The 15,004-nt window shown below is 58.8% G+C and carries 14 protein-coding genes; 5 read left to right on the top strand and 9 right to left on the bottom strand.

All coding sequences use genetic code 11. The features are described 5' to 3' along the window. Positions 1-126 precede the first annotated feature (126 nt). The 5 genes from Q666_RS46270 to Q666_RS46250 form a co-directional block, all read right to left on the bottom strand. Positions 127-666: a TetR/AcrR family transcriptional regulator gene (locus Q666_RS46270; protein ID WP_023003632.1), complete on the bottom strand. Its 540-nt coding sequence runs from the start codon at positions 664-666 to the stop codon at positions 127-129. 196 nt (positions 667-862) lie between these two features. Then, the gene (locus Q666_RS46265; protein WP_023003634.1) at positions 863-1,762 is read right to left on the bottom strand and encodes a LysR family transcriptional regulator; all 900 of its coding nucleotides are present in this window, start codon (positions 1,760-1,762) and stop codon (positions 863-865) included. A gap of 98 nt (positions 1,763-1,860) precedes the next feature. Continuing rightward, positions 1,861-2,361 (bottom strand): DUF2937 family protein, encoded by a 501-nt coding sequence (locus tag Q666_RS46260; protein WP_023003636.1) that lies wholly within the window; start codon positions 2,359-2,361, stop codon positions 1,861-1,863. A gap of 36 nt (positions 2,362-2,397) precedes the next feature. Continuing rightward, positions 2,398-3,375 (bottom strand): WD40 repeat domain-containing protein, encoded by a 978-nt coding sequence (locus Q666_RS46255; RefSeq protein WP_023003638.1) that lies wholly within the window; start codon positions 3,373-3,375, stop codon positions 2,398-2,400. A gap of 12 nt (positions 3,376-3,387) precedes the next feature. Further along, entirely contained in the window at positions 3,388-4,476 is a 1,089-nt protein-coding gene (locus Q666_RS46250; RefSeq protein WP_031270558.1) for a GTP-binding protein, read from the bottom strand. Between the two features lie 230 nt (positions 4,477-4,706). Between Q666_RS46250 and Q666_RS46245 the strand changes: the two genes are divergently transcribed. The 4 genes from Q666_RS46245 to Q666_RS46235 all read left to right on the top strand — a co-directional run bounded on the left by Q666_RS46245 (position 4,707) and on the right by Q666_RS46235 (position 10,584). Further along, positions 4,707-5,888 (top strand): pyridoxal phosphate-dependent aminotransferase, encoded by a 1,182-nt coding sequence (locus Q666_RS46245; protein ID WP_031285008.1) that lies wholly within the window; start codon positions 4,707-4,709, stop codon positions 5,886-5,888. Between the two features lie 151 nt (positions 5,889-6,039). After that, the gene (locus tag Q666_RS46240) at positions 6,040-8,211 is read left to right on the top strand and encodes a diguanylate cyclase (protein WP_031270559.1); all 2,172 of its coding nucleotides are present in this window, start codon (positions 6,040-6,042) and stop codon (positions 8,209-8,211) included. Positions 8,212-8,485: 274 nt separating this feature from the next. Continuing rightward, a complete protein-coding gene (locus tag Q666_RS0133185; protein ID WP_208994010.1) occupies positions 8,486-8,926 on the top strand; it encodes a universal stress protein in 441 nt (146 codons plus the stop codon). Between the two features lie 29 nt (positions 8,927-8,955). Next, a complete protein-coding gene (locus Q666_RS46235) occupies positions 8,956-10,584 on the top strand; it encodes a BCCT family transporter (protein ID WP_023003650.1) in 1,629 nt (542 codons plus the stop codon). A 225-nt stretch (positions 10,585-10,809) separates the two neighbouring features. Here Q666_RS46235 and Q666_RS46230 read toward each other — a convergent pair whose 3' ends face one another. From Q666_RS46230 to Q666_RS46215, 4 genes are all read right to left on the bottom strand, one after another. Then, positions 10,810-11,901 carry a LacI family DNA-binding transcriptional regulator gene (locus tag Q666_RS46230; RefSeq protein WP_023003652.1) on the bottom strand — a complete coding sequence of 364 codons (1,092 nt, stop codon included), beginning with the start codon at positions 11,899-11,901 and terminating at the stop codon, positions 10,810-10,812. 115 nt (positions 11,902-12,016) lie between these two features. After that, positions 12,017-12,553: an OmpA family protein gene (locus Q666_RS46225; RefSeq protein WP_023003655.1), complete on the bottom strand. Its 537-nt coding sequence runs from the start codon at positions 12,551-12,553 to the stop codon at positions 12,017-12,019. Positions 12,554-12,657: 104 nt separating this feature from the next. Next, the gene (locus Q666_RS46220) at positions 12,658-13,302 is read right to left on the bottom strand and encodes a L,D-transpeptidase (RefSeq protein ID WP_023003657.1); all 645 of its coding nucleotides are present in this window, start codon (positions 13,300-13,302) and stop codon (positions 12,658-12,660) included. Between the two features lie 130 nt (positions 13,303-13,432). Then, positions 13,433-14,338 (bottom strand): DMT family transporter, encoded by a 906-nt coding sequence (locus tag Q666_RS46215; protein WP_023003659.1) that lies wholly within the window; start codon positions 14,336-14,338, stop codon positions 13,433-13,435. Between the two features lie 132 nt (positions 14,339-14,470). Here Q666_RS46215 and Q666_RS46210 point away from each other — a divergent pair, with 132 nt between their 5' ends. Continuing rightward, positions 14,471-14,926, top strand: a complete 456-nt coding sequence (locus Q666_RS46210; RefSeq protein WP_023003661.1) for a methylated-DNA--[protein]-cysteine S-methyltransferase — start codon at positions 14,471-14,473, stop codon at positions 14,924-14,926. Positions 14,927-15,004: the final 78 nt, after the last annotated feature.

The following is a 15,004-nucleotide window of genomic DNA, read 5'->3' as shown; positions in this document are numbered from 1 at the left end:
ACGAAAGACGGAAACGGCGGCCTTGAGCCGCCGTTTTTTGCTTTGCCTGTTTCCATTGTCGAGCCTGCGTACGGTCGGCAGAAGACAGCACTGCATCACAACAGTGCGCCTGATTTAATGCTCAGGTCAGGAAAGCTGGCTTTCGTTGGCTGCCTTGAACATCTGCCTCACAAGGTTCTTCGCGTCCTCAACGGCTCTTTCCCCCATTTCCGCATAACAGGCGGTGACGCCTTCATGCAGGAGGTAAAGACGCGAGGCGAAGCTTTCCTGCCCGCTCAATTCGCCGAAGAAACGCAGAAGCTCGCCTTTGTGGCGCTTCACCATCGCCGCTATTTCGGTGCTGCCGGGATTTGCTGCAAGCGCCTGGCGAAACAGACACTCCTTGCCCGCCGTCATGCGCATCCAGCCTCCCAGCTTGTCAAAAAGCTGAACGGCGGCCTCAAGCCCGGGCGACGTCACACCTTCGCGAACATAGGAGAGGTAACGCCGATGCCGGTATTCAAGGGCGCCCAGCACCATCGCCTCGCGCGAGGGAAAATGACGGTAAAGCGTGCGCATGCTGACACCTGCACCGGCCCTGAGTTCGGGAACGCTCGGTTCGGCGAAACCCCGGCTCCAGAAAACCTCTTCCAGGCGAGCGGCAATATGTTCCTGCGCGTTTTCCATGAGTAAACCTTGGGATTTATACATCGGCTTTTCAAGGAAAACCTTCACCGAAACTTATTGTAAGTAATTTCCCTTAAATAACCACAGATAGAAATTTACAGATTACATTCATTTAACCAAGAAAAACGAAACGGAAAATAAAATCCGAAAACGTATTCTCAAAGGAATGGGAAATAGCTGAACCAGCTAAAAAAAATCAGCAGTCGTTTTGACCTGACGAATACCATTCGACCAGAAAATCAACAAAGGCGCGCACCTTGGCACTCAAGTGCCGGCGGTGCGGATAAACTGCATGAATACCGCGCATCGGCTCCTCATAGGCCTCCAGTAGCGTAACCAGTTTGCCGTCGCGGATGTCTTTGGACACAAAAAACAGCGGCGTACGAAGGAAACCGAGGTTACATAACGCCGCTTCGCGCGCCGCGGCAGCGCTGTTGACTTCCAGCGGGCCTTTCACTGCCACCGACGAACGCTCTCCATTCGTGTAGAAGGCCCAGTTCTGCTTGAAGCGGTAGTTCGTATCGATGATGCAAGGCCGTGTGGAAAGATCGGCGGGCACATTCGGCGCCCCGTAGGTCTCGATCGCTTCAGGCGTGGCGCACACCACGGTGCGAAAGGGAGCAATCTTGCGGGCGATCAGGCTGGAATCTTCCAGTTGGGTGACCCGGACCGCAAGATCGAAACCTTCTTCCACGAGATCGACGAAGCGGTCTTCCAGCCTGAGGTCCAGATTGATTTCCGGATACTTCACCAGAAAATGCATCATGGCCTGGTTCAGCAGGTCGTCGCCCATCGAACGGGGAGCAGAAACACGCAAACGTCCACGGACTTCCTGGTGCGAGGACTGAACCGAGGCTTGCAGATCATCGATACGCTGCAGGATTTCGGCGGCTTCCTTGTAATAGGCTTCGCCGACTTCGGTGAGCGACACCTGACGGGTGGTCCTGTTCAACAGACGCACGCCCAGTTCATCTTCCAGCTCGCCGACATATTTCGAGACCAGCGCCTTGGAACGCCCCATTTCACGGGCCGCTGCGGAAAATCCGTTTGAATCGACAACTTGAATGAAGCAGCGCATCCGCGTGATTGCGTCCATCCGGCATCCTTCCCGTTGGGGCCATTCCAGAAACCCTGCTTAGCGTATTTTCCGGCGGCCGGTCAAAGGCTTCGCCAAAGGCCGGCCTGGCGGGGCGTTTAGTGCCGGGCAGGTCTGGTGCGGCGCCCAAGGCGAGCTGCGCCGATCAGCAGGCGCATGACAAGGAGCCCGCCAAGCGCACCGACACCTGCACTGGCAAAGCCGGCCGGCGTTACCGGAACGGCTGGCTCGTAGTCTTCGGCCGTTGCCTGCGCCAGGGTTGGGTCGAAGCCGCGCGCAAAGATGATCATGCGATCCAGTGGCCCGGCCGTTTCAAGCTCTTCCCTCTGCAGTTTCAGCCTACTCAAGCGGATTTCGGCGTTCAGCATGCTGTCGCCCCGCGCTCTGATAAAGGGATCTTCCGAAGATTTCTGACGCGCTATGGCTTCTGCCGACGTCAGCCCGTAACGAGCGGCGTCACGATTGAAATCGGCCAGAATTTCCTCCAGAGCGTCGATGGCCCCACCAAGTCGCTGGCGATATTGCTGTGTGAACTCCGGCAACTGGGACGTCGCGGTTCCACTCAGCAACATGACAATCAGCATCATGATACGTGCCATCGCGTGTCAGGATCTCCCTTTCCAGGTTACGGCCCGTCAGTCCTGCAGACTGATGATCCCGGCTTCCGCGGTTTCCGTTCCGAAGACCAGCCGAACTCCATCGGCATCCCAGGCCATTGTAGACACCGGCCCCAGGCCCGGGCGCCGCAGCAGTACCTCGGCGTTGTCCTCGAACCGGCACATCAGGATCATGCCGTCCTGATAGCCGACAGCAACGACATCCTCCTTCGGGTGACAGGCAACGGCGCTGACCAGGTTGTCACCCCTTGTGCCCAACTGCAGCGGTGTCTGCCCCATCGGCCCGGTTTTGCCGAAGAACGGCCAGAGGATCGCGGCATTGGCACCGGAGGTCGCCAGATATCGCCCCTTGACCGACCAGCTGAACGATTTGACTTTGGCCGGGTAGCCGGTCATGCGCATGTCCTGGCTGTCCGACAGACGCCAGCCGTGCAACGCGTTTTCCTGCATGGCGGTAACAACATACTTGCCGTCGGGCGAAAAGCTCACGCCCAGATGTGCGCCATTCCAGCTGAGCTCGACCGGTGCGCCGTCCGTGCCGGCCCACCAGAGCGTCGCCCCATCGTAGCGTCCGACTGCCAGCCGCATGCCCTTGGGCGCGAAGGCAAGACCGCCGACGGCCCGTTCATGCGCGAATTCCTTTTCGCGCCCGTCCGCGAACCGCACCCAGGCGGTGCGGCCGCTGGCAAAGGCAAGCGCACCGGACGGTCCGGCAGCGATCAGGTCGATCCACTTGCGCGGCCGTTCGGCAACGCATTCGCTCGATCCGTCCGCCGCACTCAGGAAGATGCAGCCGTCGTCACCCGATGTGATCAGCCCCTTGCCGTCGATTATCGGCTCGGCAGCCAGAAGCCCGGCCTTGTGCGGCTTCAGTTTCGTTTCACCCTGTCCGGACAGGACGATGTCGCCTTCTCCGGACGCAAAAAAGGCCGTTTCTTTCAGATAGCCGGCGCGGACGACGAAGCCGTCCACCTCCACGGGAGCAACTGTCGGCAAGTCTCTTCTTCCTTATTGCGCGGCGCAGGCCTGGAAACTGTCTCTCAGGACATCCCAGTTGAGATCGCGTCCGATGAAGACCAGGCGGCTTTCTCGCGGCTCATCCTCTTTCCAGTCGCGCTGATGATCGCCTTCAACGATCATGTGCACCCCCTGGATGACATAGCGCTGCGGATCCCCCTTGAAGGCAATGATGCCCTTCAGGCGCAGAATGTTTGGGCCTTGAACCTGCGTGACCTGGTTGATCCAGGGAAAGAACATGTTGGGATCAAGGTCGCCTGCCTTCAGGGAAATGCTCTTCACCGAATGGGGATCCTCATCGTGGTGATGATGGTGATGCCCATGTCCATGATCGTGTCCATGGTCATGATGATGGTCGTGGCCGTGATGATGGTGGTCATGGTCGCAGTCCGGACCGCATTCGTCGGCGTGATGACCATGCTCGAGGAAATGCGGATCGAGCGACAGGATCCTGTCGAGATCGAACGCACCCCGATCCAGCACCTTGGCGATCTCGATGCCGCAACGCTCGCTCCGGTGGAGCACGGCATACGGATTGATCGAACGGATACGCGCCTCGACGGTGGCAAGCTCTTCGCCCGAGACGAGATCGGTCTTGTTGATCAGGATGACGTCGGCAAAGGCGATCTGGTCTTCGGCCTCTTCGGTGTCTTCCAGACGCTGCAGCACGTGGCGGGCATCGACAACGGCCACAACCGCATCGAGTTTCGCGGCAGCACGCACATCGTCGTCCATGAAGAAGGTCTGTGCGACCGGAGCCGGATCGGCAACACCGGTGGTTTCGACGATGATCGCGTCAAAGGCATTCTTGCGCTTCATCAGGTTCTGCACAGTGCGGATCAGGTCACCGCGCACGGTGCAGCAGATGCAGCCGTTGTTCATTTCGAAGATTTCTTCGTCGGATTCCACGAGCAGATCGTTATCGATACCGACTTCGCCGAACTCGTTGACGATGACCGCGTAACGCTGACCGTGGTTTTCGGTCAGGATCCGGTTGAGAAGTGTGGTCTTGCCGGCACCCAGATACCCCGTCAAAACGGTAACGGGGATCTGTGCCTGGCTGTCCTGGGTCGCAGTCATTGCGCGCTTTCCTGGCAGAAGATAAAGGGTCGCCCGCCGGTCGGCGGGCCGCTTGGGCGCGAATATAAGCATTTCACCGCCGTATTGGGAGGGCGGTACGGAAATTTCCCTTTTCCCGGCATACCTGTGGACACTCGCCCGAACGCTTTGACCGTTCTTCAGCCTTTTCAAATCCTTGTCCACCGCATTAACGTCGGCTCGAGGAAGCGCGCAAAGGCATGGAGACCAAAATGCTGCACACGATTGGCGGATTTGACCGGATTGGCGAGGAAAACGCATTCGCCGTGCTGGCGCGGGCAACGGAACTTGCCGCACAAGGCCGCGACATCATCAACCTGGGCATCGGTCAGCCGGACTTCAAAACGCCGGATCACATCGTTGAAGCCGCCATCAAGGCCCTGCGCGACGGTCAGCACGGTTACACGCCCGCAACCGGCATTGCCCCGTTGCGCGAAGCAGTCTCCGCCGACCTTCTGAAACGTCACGGAGTGGAGACTGACCCGGGCAACGTTCTGATCGTTCCCGGTGGCAAGGTCACCATGTTCATGGCCATCTTGATGTTCGGCGAACCGGGAAGTGAAATTCTCTATCCCGATCCGGGCTTCCCGATCTACCGCTCGATGATCGAGTTCACCGGCGCCCGGCCCGTGCCGGTTCCGATCCGCGAGGAAAACGACTTTGCCTTTTCTGCCGAAGAGACGCTGTCGCTGATCACCGACAAGACCCGTCTGCTCATCCTGAATTCGCCGGCGAACCCCACCGGCGGCGTCACCCCCCGCGATGAAATTGAAAAGCTCGTCGCCGGGTTGGAACGCTTTCCTGATGTAGCCGTCATGTCCGACGAAATCTATTCGCAGATGACCTATGACGGCATGGAACACGTCTCCCTGCTGGGGTTCCCGTCGCTGCGCGACAGGCTCATCCTGCTCGACGGCTGGTCGAAGACCTATGCCATGACCGGCTGGCGGATGGGTTTTTCCCTCTGGCCCGAAGGCCTGATCGACAAGGCGCGCAAGCTCGCGGTCAACGCGTGGTCCTGTGTCAACGCCCCCGCCCAGTTCGGCGCTCTTGCAGCCCTTACCGGACCGCAAACCGCAGTGGCGGACATGGTTCGGGAATTCGACGGCCGGCGAAAGGTGACCGTTGACGGCCTGAACGCCATCGAGGGCATTTCCTGCCGCGTTCCGCTTGGTGCCTTTTATGCCTTTCCGAATATCAAGCAGACCGGCTGGAAGGCAAAGGCACTTGCATCCGCCCTTTTGGAAGAGACAGGCGTTGCGACCATCGGAGGCCCTGATTTTGGTGTATTGGGCGAAGGCTACATCAGATTGTCTTACGCGAATTCCACGGACAACATACGTGATGCGCTGGGACGGATAGAAAAATTCCTGAACGAAAACCGCAAGAACTGAACACTTGGCATAAATACTGATCGCTAGACCTGACCAAGGTTAACATGCGTATTTTCTTCAAGGAGTCTTCCGTTACGTATCCCTTTTATTAAACTTTTATTGTCTTGAATGACACCGCGACCCGCACAAAGGTCGGACAATGGGGACGGAAATGACCAAGAACATCACTTTGGATCTTGAACAGACGTTCGGCGATTTGAACGAATGTGTCCTCGTGACCAACCCCGAACGCACCATCGTTTTCGTAAACAACGCTATGTCCAAACTGCTGAAGGTGGATCGCGAAAAGGTCGTCGGCACGACAACGAAACGGTTCTTCGCCGATCCGAACCAGTTTGCCCAGATGGCGGAACTCTACCAATCGCCAACGGATCACCGGAACCGCAAGGCCTATTCAATAGATCTGGCGCTCGAAGACGGGTCGACCGTATCCGTCGAGGTTGTCAGCGCACCGCTGTTCGATACAGATCACACATTGACCGGCATCCTGTTTATCGCGCGGGATCAGGCGGAACGAAAGGCGCTGGAAAGCAAACTGAGCGACATCGCCTTGACGCTTGAAGATGCGCTGGACGCAATTTCGGAAGGATTCGCACTCTACGACAAGGATGACCGGCTGGTTATCTGCAACGACAATTATCGCGAGATCTATGCCCATTCGGCACCGGCCATGTTCCCCGGCAATCGTTTCGAGGACATCCTGCGGTTCGGCCTGAACCGCAAGCAATACGAGACGGGCGGCAAGACGGACGACGAATGGTTGGCGGAGCGCCTCGATCGGCATCAGGCCGGCGATGGCTCGATCCTGGAGCAAAACCTCAGTGACGGCCGCTGGCTGCGCATTTCGGAAACCCGCACCCGCGCCGGCGGCATCGCCGGCATCCGGTTCGACATCACGGAACTCAAACACGCTCAGGCCAAGGCGGAAAACGCCTACAAGAACCTTTCGCTCATGGCCGACAACATTGTCGCCAGCGTCACCGAGGTCGATCTGGAGGGCAGATGCGTCTTCATCAACAAGACCGCGTGTGACTGGTTCAACGAAAAACCGGAAACTCTCATCGGCACCCGGCTTCGTGACCGCTTGCCCTGGAAGGAACGCGAAGCCGTTCGCACGATCTTCGAGGAAGTGATGAGCGGTGAGAAGGTTTCATCGGAAGTCAGCTTCCATTTTCCCGACGGCATTTTGCGCGAATGCCTGATGAGCTGTAACCCGCGCTTCGGCGATGATGGTGCCGTTGAAGCTATCGTGGTGCTGATTTCCGATATAACCGACCGGAAGAAAACGGAACGTACGCTGGCCGAGCTTTACGCCATCACCTCGACCCGCGAGCTAGGCCACGAAGACAAGATTGCCGAAATCCTGCGTCTGGGGACCGAACATTTCGAGGTTCCCTTCGGCATTATCAGTCACGTGATTGACGACCACTACACGATCACACACGCCCAGAGCCCGGAAGGAGAACTCGTTCCGGGCACTACGTTCCCGTTGCAGGACACCTATTGTCTGTTGACGCTGAAGTCCGAAGAGCCGATCGCGACCGCAAATGCCGCGAGCTCGGAGTTCGCCAGGCATCCCTGCCACGAGATCTTCAAGTTGGAGACGTACATCGGCGCCCCGATTCTCGTGGATGGTGAAGTTCATGGGACAATCAACTTCACCGCCCCGGACGTGCGCAAAAGGGCATTTTCCCCGTCGGATCTTCAGATCGTGCGTCAGTTCGCGGACTGGGTCGGACATGAGATCGCCCGCCAGCGCGATCACCAGGCCCTGATGAACGCCAAGATCAACCTGGAGCGGGTCGCCAGCATCGACGACCTGACCCAGATCCTGAACCGCCGCGCTTTCCTGGAACGGGCCAATACAGAAGTGCAACGCTTCCGCCGCACCAAACGCCCCTTCACGGCTGTGATGATGGACATCGACAAGTTCAAGCAGATCAACGATCTGTACGGCCATGCCACCGGCGACGAGGTTTTGAAAAAATTTTCCGATACCGTCAGCAGCGCCCTGCGTGCTGTCGACATCTTCGGCCGGGTCGGCGGCGAAGAGTTCTGTATGATCCTGCACAACGCCGAAATCGAAGATGCCATGCTGGTGTGTGAACGCCTGCGGGTGAAGATTATCGAGGAATGCCAGCTCGACATCGTCAAACAGACGGTCACCTGCAGCATGGGCCTTGCCACCGTCGCCCGCGAAGATCTGGAATTTTCAACCCTCATGCAAAAGGCCGACACGGCGCTTTATGAGGCAAAGGCGACGGGCCGCAACAAATGCGTTGCCCACAAGAGTTCGTATCCGGAACACGCTCCGGCCCTCTGACCGGCCCAGACCGTCTGGCCTGCTCGCGGCCACGTTTGACACGCGATGCCGTAGCGTTTTCCCGGCTTCCCGCGCAAAACTGCGCGCTAATTCGAACCCAACGCGCCAATATGTCGCATCGGGACGTATTCTTGCCGTTCTTTTGACGCCGCCCTCCGTATATGCAACAGTAGTGTAATCGTAGCGGAGCGGGACAAGACGACATTACACTAGAATGCAATACTGAAGCGGACCCTCCGCGCAAGGACCTCTACGGCTTGAATCTTGTATATTCTTGCCTGAACAGATCTTGGAGGGACATTTGTTCACAAAAATACTAGTTCCGATTGACCTCAGTCATGCGGATAAACTTGAAAAAGCCATCGCAACGGGTGCTTATATAGCAAAAACCAATAGTATTCCCGTGGTATTTGCGGCGGTAACTTCAAACACCCCAAGCGCCCTTGCCCACACTCCGGACGAGTTTCGGGAGAAGCTGGCTGCCTACGCTGCCGCAGAAGGGCAGAAACACGGGATCACCGCTACCGGTCATACCGTTTTCTCTCACGATCCGGCTGTCGACCTGGAAAACGCGATTCTGAAGGCTGTTCACGATACCGGCGCGGATCTCGTGGTCATGGCAACGCACATCCCGCACGTGCCGGATCACTTCTGGCCGTCGAACGGTGGACGCGTCGCGAGCCATGCAGATGTTTCCGTCTTCCTCGTGAGATAACCCGTTTCCCGAACAAAAGGAGCGCTCCCATGAGCGACAATCAAGGCATTCCGGATCCGGAAGGCGCCGCCAATCTCATCGACACCGAATACGAGATTGGCCAGGACAACATCGAAACCTCTGTCGGCCCTTTCAGCCTCGACATCCACAATCCGGTTTTCCTGGTCTCTGGCCTGACCATCGTTGCCTTCGTCTTTCTGACCCTTGCCTTTCAGACCGAAGTCGGCCCGATGTTCGATCATCTGCGCAAGTGGCTGACATCGAACCTCGACTGGTTCTTCATCATCTCCGGCAACGTCTTCGTCCTCGTCTGCCTGGCGCTGATCGTCACTCCCCTCGGCAACGTCCGCATCGGTGGCAAGGACGCCGAGCCCGACTATACCTACTTCGGCTGGTTCGCCATGCTGTTCGCCGCTGGCATGGGCATTGGCCTGATGTTCTTCGGCGTTCTGGAACCGGTCTATCACATGGCCTTTTCCGAGCCGATCGGTGTGCCAAAGCCCTTCGACGCCGACGGCAATATCATTCCGGAAAATGTCGCGGCCGCGAAGGCCATGGGCATGGCCGCAACCATCTTCCACTGGGGCCTGCACCCCTGGGCGATCTACGCCGTGGTTGCACTCGCTCTTGCGATCTTCTCCTTCAACAAGGGCCTGCCGCTGACCATGCGCTCGGTATTCTATCCGATCTTCGGTGAGCGCACCTGGGGCTGGCCGGGCCATGTCATCGATATCCTGGCCGTATTCGCGACCCTTTTCGGTCTTGCGACCTCACTTGGCTTTGGCGCCCAGCAGGCAAATGCAGGTCTCGATTTCGTCTTCGGCATTCCTGTCAGCACCACGGCACAGGTCGTGTTGATCATCGGCATCACCGGCGTTGCGCTTGTCTCGGTTCTGCGTGGTCTCGACGGCGGCGTGAAAGTTCTGTCGGAAATCAACATGCTGATTGCGGCTCTGCTGCTGGTCTTCGTGATTGCCGCTGGTCCGACCGCAACACTGGTCTCCGACTTCTTCTCCAACATTTTTGCCTACGGTAGGGAAATCGTACCGCTGTCGATGCCGTTCGGCCGCGAGGACGACAGCTTCCGCCAGGGCTGGACATCGTTCTACTGGGCCTGGTGGATTTCCTGGTCGCCGTTTGTCGGAATGTTCATTGCACGCGTCAGCCGTGGCCGCACTGTTCGGGAGTTCATCGTCTGCGTCCTGATCATTCCGACCATCGTGTCCGTAATCTGGATGACAGCGTTCGGCGGCACCGCCATCGAACAGGTCCTGGCCAGCAACGACAGCCAGGTGCATGAATACGTGATCGCGAGCTACAGCCCCGAACTGTCGCTGTTCGGCATGCTTGCCGATCTGCCGATGGCATCGATCACCTCGTTCATCGCCATCATTCTGGTCATCGTGTTCTTCGTCACCTCCTCGGACTCCGGCTCTCTGGTGATCGACACGATCACGGCAGGCGGCAAGGTCGATGCGCCGGTGCCGCAGCGCGTGTTCTGGTGCACCTTCGAAGGTCTGGTCGCCATCGCGCTTCTGCTTGGCGGGGGCCTGGGAGCCCTGCAGGCAATGGCGGTCTCGACCGGGTTCCCCTTCACGATCGTGCTGTTGCTGGCCTGTTACGCCATCTTCAAGGGACTGGCTGACGAGCCGCGCTGACCTGAGACAGCAGGAACACCTGGAACGGGCGGCTCTGGCCGCCCGTTTTTGCATCCGAACATGACGAGCCACGTTGCAGTCATCGCGGACAGGCGAAGCGCGAGGCGGAATCAGGGAACCGCCGCCTCAAAATTTTTTGGATTGTTCCAGACCCGCGCGAGGCGAAGGGCGACCGGATGATCTGACGGCCTCTAAAAAGCAGGCGGCAACCGCCAGTCGACTTGTCTAGTCGGCCAGCTTGGGGGCCAGTCGCACGCCGGGAGGCGGCGAGCTTTCACGGATCCGCACATCGGGTTCGATCACGATGGGCGTATTGGGCACGCGGTCACCCGCGATCTGGCGCAGCAGGGTCAGTGCTGCCAACCGTCCGATCTTGTCCGGCTGGGCTGACACCGTCGTCAGCGCGGGCGTACGCGCATCGGCGCCGTCGATATCGTCGTAACCGGTAATCGCCATGTCCGGCCCCGGCTCGATCCCCGCTCGCCGGAACGTGGTCATCATTCCAAGGGCGACGAGATCGTTGAAGCCGACGATGGCTGTGGGGCGATGTTCGGCTTCCAGGATCTTCGGCACTGCGGCCCGGCCATCGGCCTGGGTCATCAGCTCAGGCAGGTCAAGCTGGTTTGCGGGATCGATCCCCGCTTCTTCCAGCGCCTTGCGCCAGCCGGCATTGCGGTAGCGGCCAGTCGAGCTGCCACGGCGACCGCCAACCATGGCGATGTCCTTGTGCCCCTGTTTGATCAGGTGCTTGGTGATCTGATAGGTGCCGGCAAGATCGTCACCGCGTACGCACGGTGCCCAGACCCCCGGAACCTCGCGCGCCACCAGCGTCACGGGTATCCCCTGGTCCACCAGCCTGTTGATCTCTTCGGCCGAAGTTCCGACCGAAGGACACAGGATCAATCCGTCCGCGCGGTGCTGCAGCAGCGTGTTGACGAACGCACGCTGGCGTTTGACGTCGTCACGGTGGTTACAGATGAAGATCATCTGCCCCTGCTCTTCCAGAACATCCTCGAGCGCAGAAAAGACTTCGGCGAAGTAAGGGTTCAGGATGTCATGAACGGCAACGCCCACAATCTGGCTGCGGGCGGTTCTGAGAGAAGCCGCCGACCGGTTGTAGATATATCCGATCTCCTCCGCGGTCTGCTTGACCTTCGCCCTGGTTTCCTCGGCAACAAGCGGACTGTCCCGAAGCGCCAGCGACACGGTTGCCGTGGAAATACCGAGCTGGTCGGCAATGTGCCCGAGAGTGAGCCTTTTACCAGGCTTTTGCGGAAATTCCGGCTGGGAGGGAGGGGAACCGTTGTCTTCAGACATTCCTATTTCTCAATAACCGCAGCGGCGTTGGGAGAGACCGTTATAGCCCTCTCCCCTCTGGGTAAACAGGTTTTTCTGTTTTTCCGAAGTTTGGGATCGAAGCCCCTCACAGAGATCAGCGCCGTCCAGCGGGAGCGGAATCGTCGAATTCCTCACGTAGATTGACGACAACCCTGCGGTTCTGCGACTGACAGGTGACTTTGTCGCAATCCGTTACCGGACGCTCCACGCCATACCCCTTCACCCACATGCGCTTGGGATTGACCCCCAGCTTGACCAGTTCGGCCATGACCGCGTTCGCCCGTTGGGTCGACAATGTCTTCTGCGCAGCCTCGCTGCCCGGATCGTCGGCGTGGCCCTGGATCTTGACCAGCCACTTCTTGTTCGACTTCAGCCACTTGGCCTGATTTTCGATTGTGATGCGGGCCTCATCGGTGACCACAGCCGAGCCCTGGTCGAAATAGACCCGGCGACCGACATTGATGATGAATTCCTCTTCCGAACCCGACGAAATATTTCCGAAACCGGCGGCCGGTGCGTTGGTCACATCGGGTGACGACAATCCACCGGCGCTATTGCAGCCGGCCACTCCAAATCCGATCATGAGCGCAAAAACTGCGCCCCGGCCGATCCGGCCAAATGTATTTTCCAAGGAAGCCCCCAAATCCTCTTTAAGTTTCCCCCTCGCCCGGCAGCCCACAGCCCCTTCGACTGCAGCTCCGCCGGTCGATTGCAAATTGCTCCGGATGAACGGGCTCAGCCCGCTTTCTCTCCAAGATGCTCCAGCACCAGAACGCCGGTCCCCTTGGGGCAGCGCTGGTAAAGGTCGACAATGTCTTCCGGGAACATGCGCACGCAGCCACTCGACACATCATGGCCGATGCTCCAGGGCTCCAGCGTGCCGTGCAGCCGGTACCCAAGGTCGCTTCCATCCCGGTAGAGATACAAGGCCCGTGGCCCGAGTGGATTGTTGGCAGCTCCGCCTTCGACCATTCTTGGAAGATCCGGCTGCCGCTTCAGCATCTCCGGTGGCGGCACCCACCGCGGCCAAAGGGCCTTGCGGTCAATCCGGGCGCGGCCGAACCACTGGAAGCCTTCACGCCCGACGCCAACGCCATAACGAAGCGCGGTGTTGTTTTCCCATACCCAGTACAGGAAGTGATTGTTGGTATCGACCACCACGGTGCCGGGCGGCTCGTCACTGAAATACTTCACCATCTGTCGATGCCAGACGGGATCGATCTTCTTGAAGTTGGTTCTTCTGTATTGAAACCCGCTATCTTCCTGATAGCCACTGAAATAAGCGTTTGCAGCTGCATTGGCGTGCGCCACCTGCGGCAAGGCCAATGTGCCTGCCGTGGCTGCTGCCCCTGTCAAGAACCTGCGGCGGTTCAGCTCCATCCCACACCTCCCTTAAAGGCTGGCGATCCTTCCTGACCGGCGGTTGTTTTAACCCCGGCGGGTATTAAGACGGGAACTATCCAATCCCGTCAACCGCCTAAGGCCAGCGTACGGGCAGATGCAGCCTTGATCAGATCCCCTTCACGCGTTCCCGGTAGAGGATGTAGAGGCCGGATGCGACGACGATGGCTGCTCCGAGAATGGTCGTATACGTGGGCACGTCATCGAAGATCAGGAAGCCAAGCGCGATCATCCAGACAATCTGCGTATAGATGAAGGGCGCCAGCACCGGTGCAGGCGCGATCCTGTGCGCCATGATGAACAGGAAATGCCCACCCGCACCAAAAGCGCCGGTCGCGAACAGCAGAACCCATGTCCACAGGTCCGGAGGCGTGACCCAGACCGAGATACCAGCCGGCGCCATGGCAATGGCTGCGACAATACCTGAAATGATCAGCATTCCGGCAGAGCTGTCTGTTGCCGTGAGCTGTCGCGTCAGCAGCGCATAGACCGCGTAAAAGGACATGGCCGCAACCGAATAGATCGCCGCCCAGTGCATCCCGCCAAGTCCTGGCCGGGTGACCACCAGAACCCCGATGAAGCCGACAATGATCGCAATCCAGCGGCGTAATCCGGCCCATTCCCCGAGAAGCGGCCCGGCAAGGGCGGTGATGACGAATGGCGCGGCGAACATGATCGACATTGTTTCGGCCAGCTGCAGGTAACGAACCGCCAGGAAGTTGAAAATGGTGGTACCGAGCAGACAGAACGACCGCACGATCTGCAGGACCGGCCGGTTCGTCTTCAGGAGCGAAGGTTTCTTCCAGACCTGGAACAGGACCAGCGACAGGATCACATGACTGACGAACCGCATCCAGACGATCTGCAGCGTCGGCAGACTGGCCGACATGTATTTGGCCGTTGCATCCAGAACGGAAAAACTGAGGCAAGCCAGCACGATGAGACCGATCCCGGCGAGCGGCGCCGTGGCAGCGGCGGCATTGCCGGTCGAACGGTGCTGACTGTCATGCGCCATCGGCGGCGGCCCTTTTCAAACGATCATCCGCAGATGAAAAAGAGAGTAGCGGACATGTCCCGGCAGGAACGGTCCGGTTGAGATAATTGCACCAACCCACTACCTAACCTTAAAAGACAAGCGGGGACGGTTATGCCGGTTGCAGAAATTGAAACATGGCTGGGACGCCTTTCCATTACGGAAGTTGACGGCGCAATCACCCAATTACACTGGAACGGGCCCTCTGGCAAAGAAGAAACACCGTTGCTCAAGGAAGCGGCACGCCAGGTACAGGCCTATCTCGCGGGTGATCTGAAAACCTTCGACCTGCCGCTCGCCCCGAAAGGCGGCGAGCTGCACCAGGCGGTGTTCAAGGCGATGCTCGCAATCCCCTATGGCGGAACCCGCACCTATGGCGACCTTGCCAGGGAACTGGACACATACGGACAGCCGATCGGCCAGGCCTGCGGCGCCAACCCGATACCGATCATCATCCCCTGCCACCGGATCCTATCGGCGAACGGCCTTGGCGGATATTCCGGCTCGGGCGGTACGGAAACAAAGATCGCCCTTCTGAAACTGGAGGGTGGCTACCCGTTCCTGGTCTAGCGCAACTCAAGTCGTCGATGTCAAACACCTGCCACTCCGGCCCTGTCGATAAAGGCAAAGACCGGAGCGGCGGCAGGC

This window comes from Labrenzia sp. C1B70 (genome assembly GCF_000475395.1).
Classification (GTDB): domain Bacteria; phylum Pseudomonadota; class Alphaproteobacteria; order Rhizobiales; family Stappiaceae; genus Roseibium; species Roseibium algicola.
Note: the sequence above shows the minus strand (reverse complement) of the source record. Positions and strands in the feature narration are given on the sequence as shown.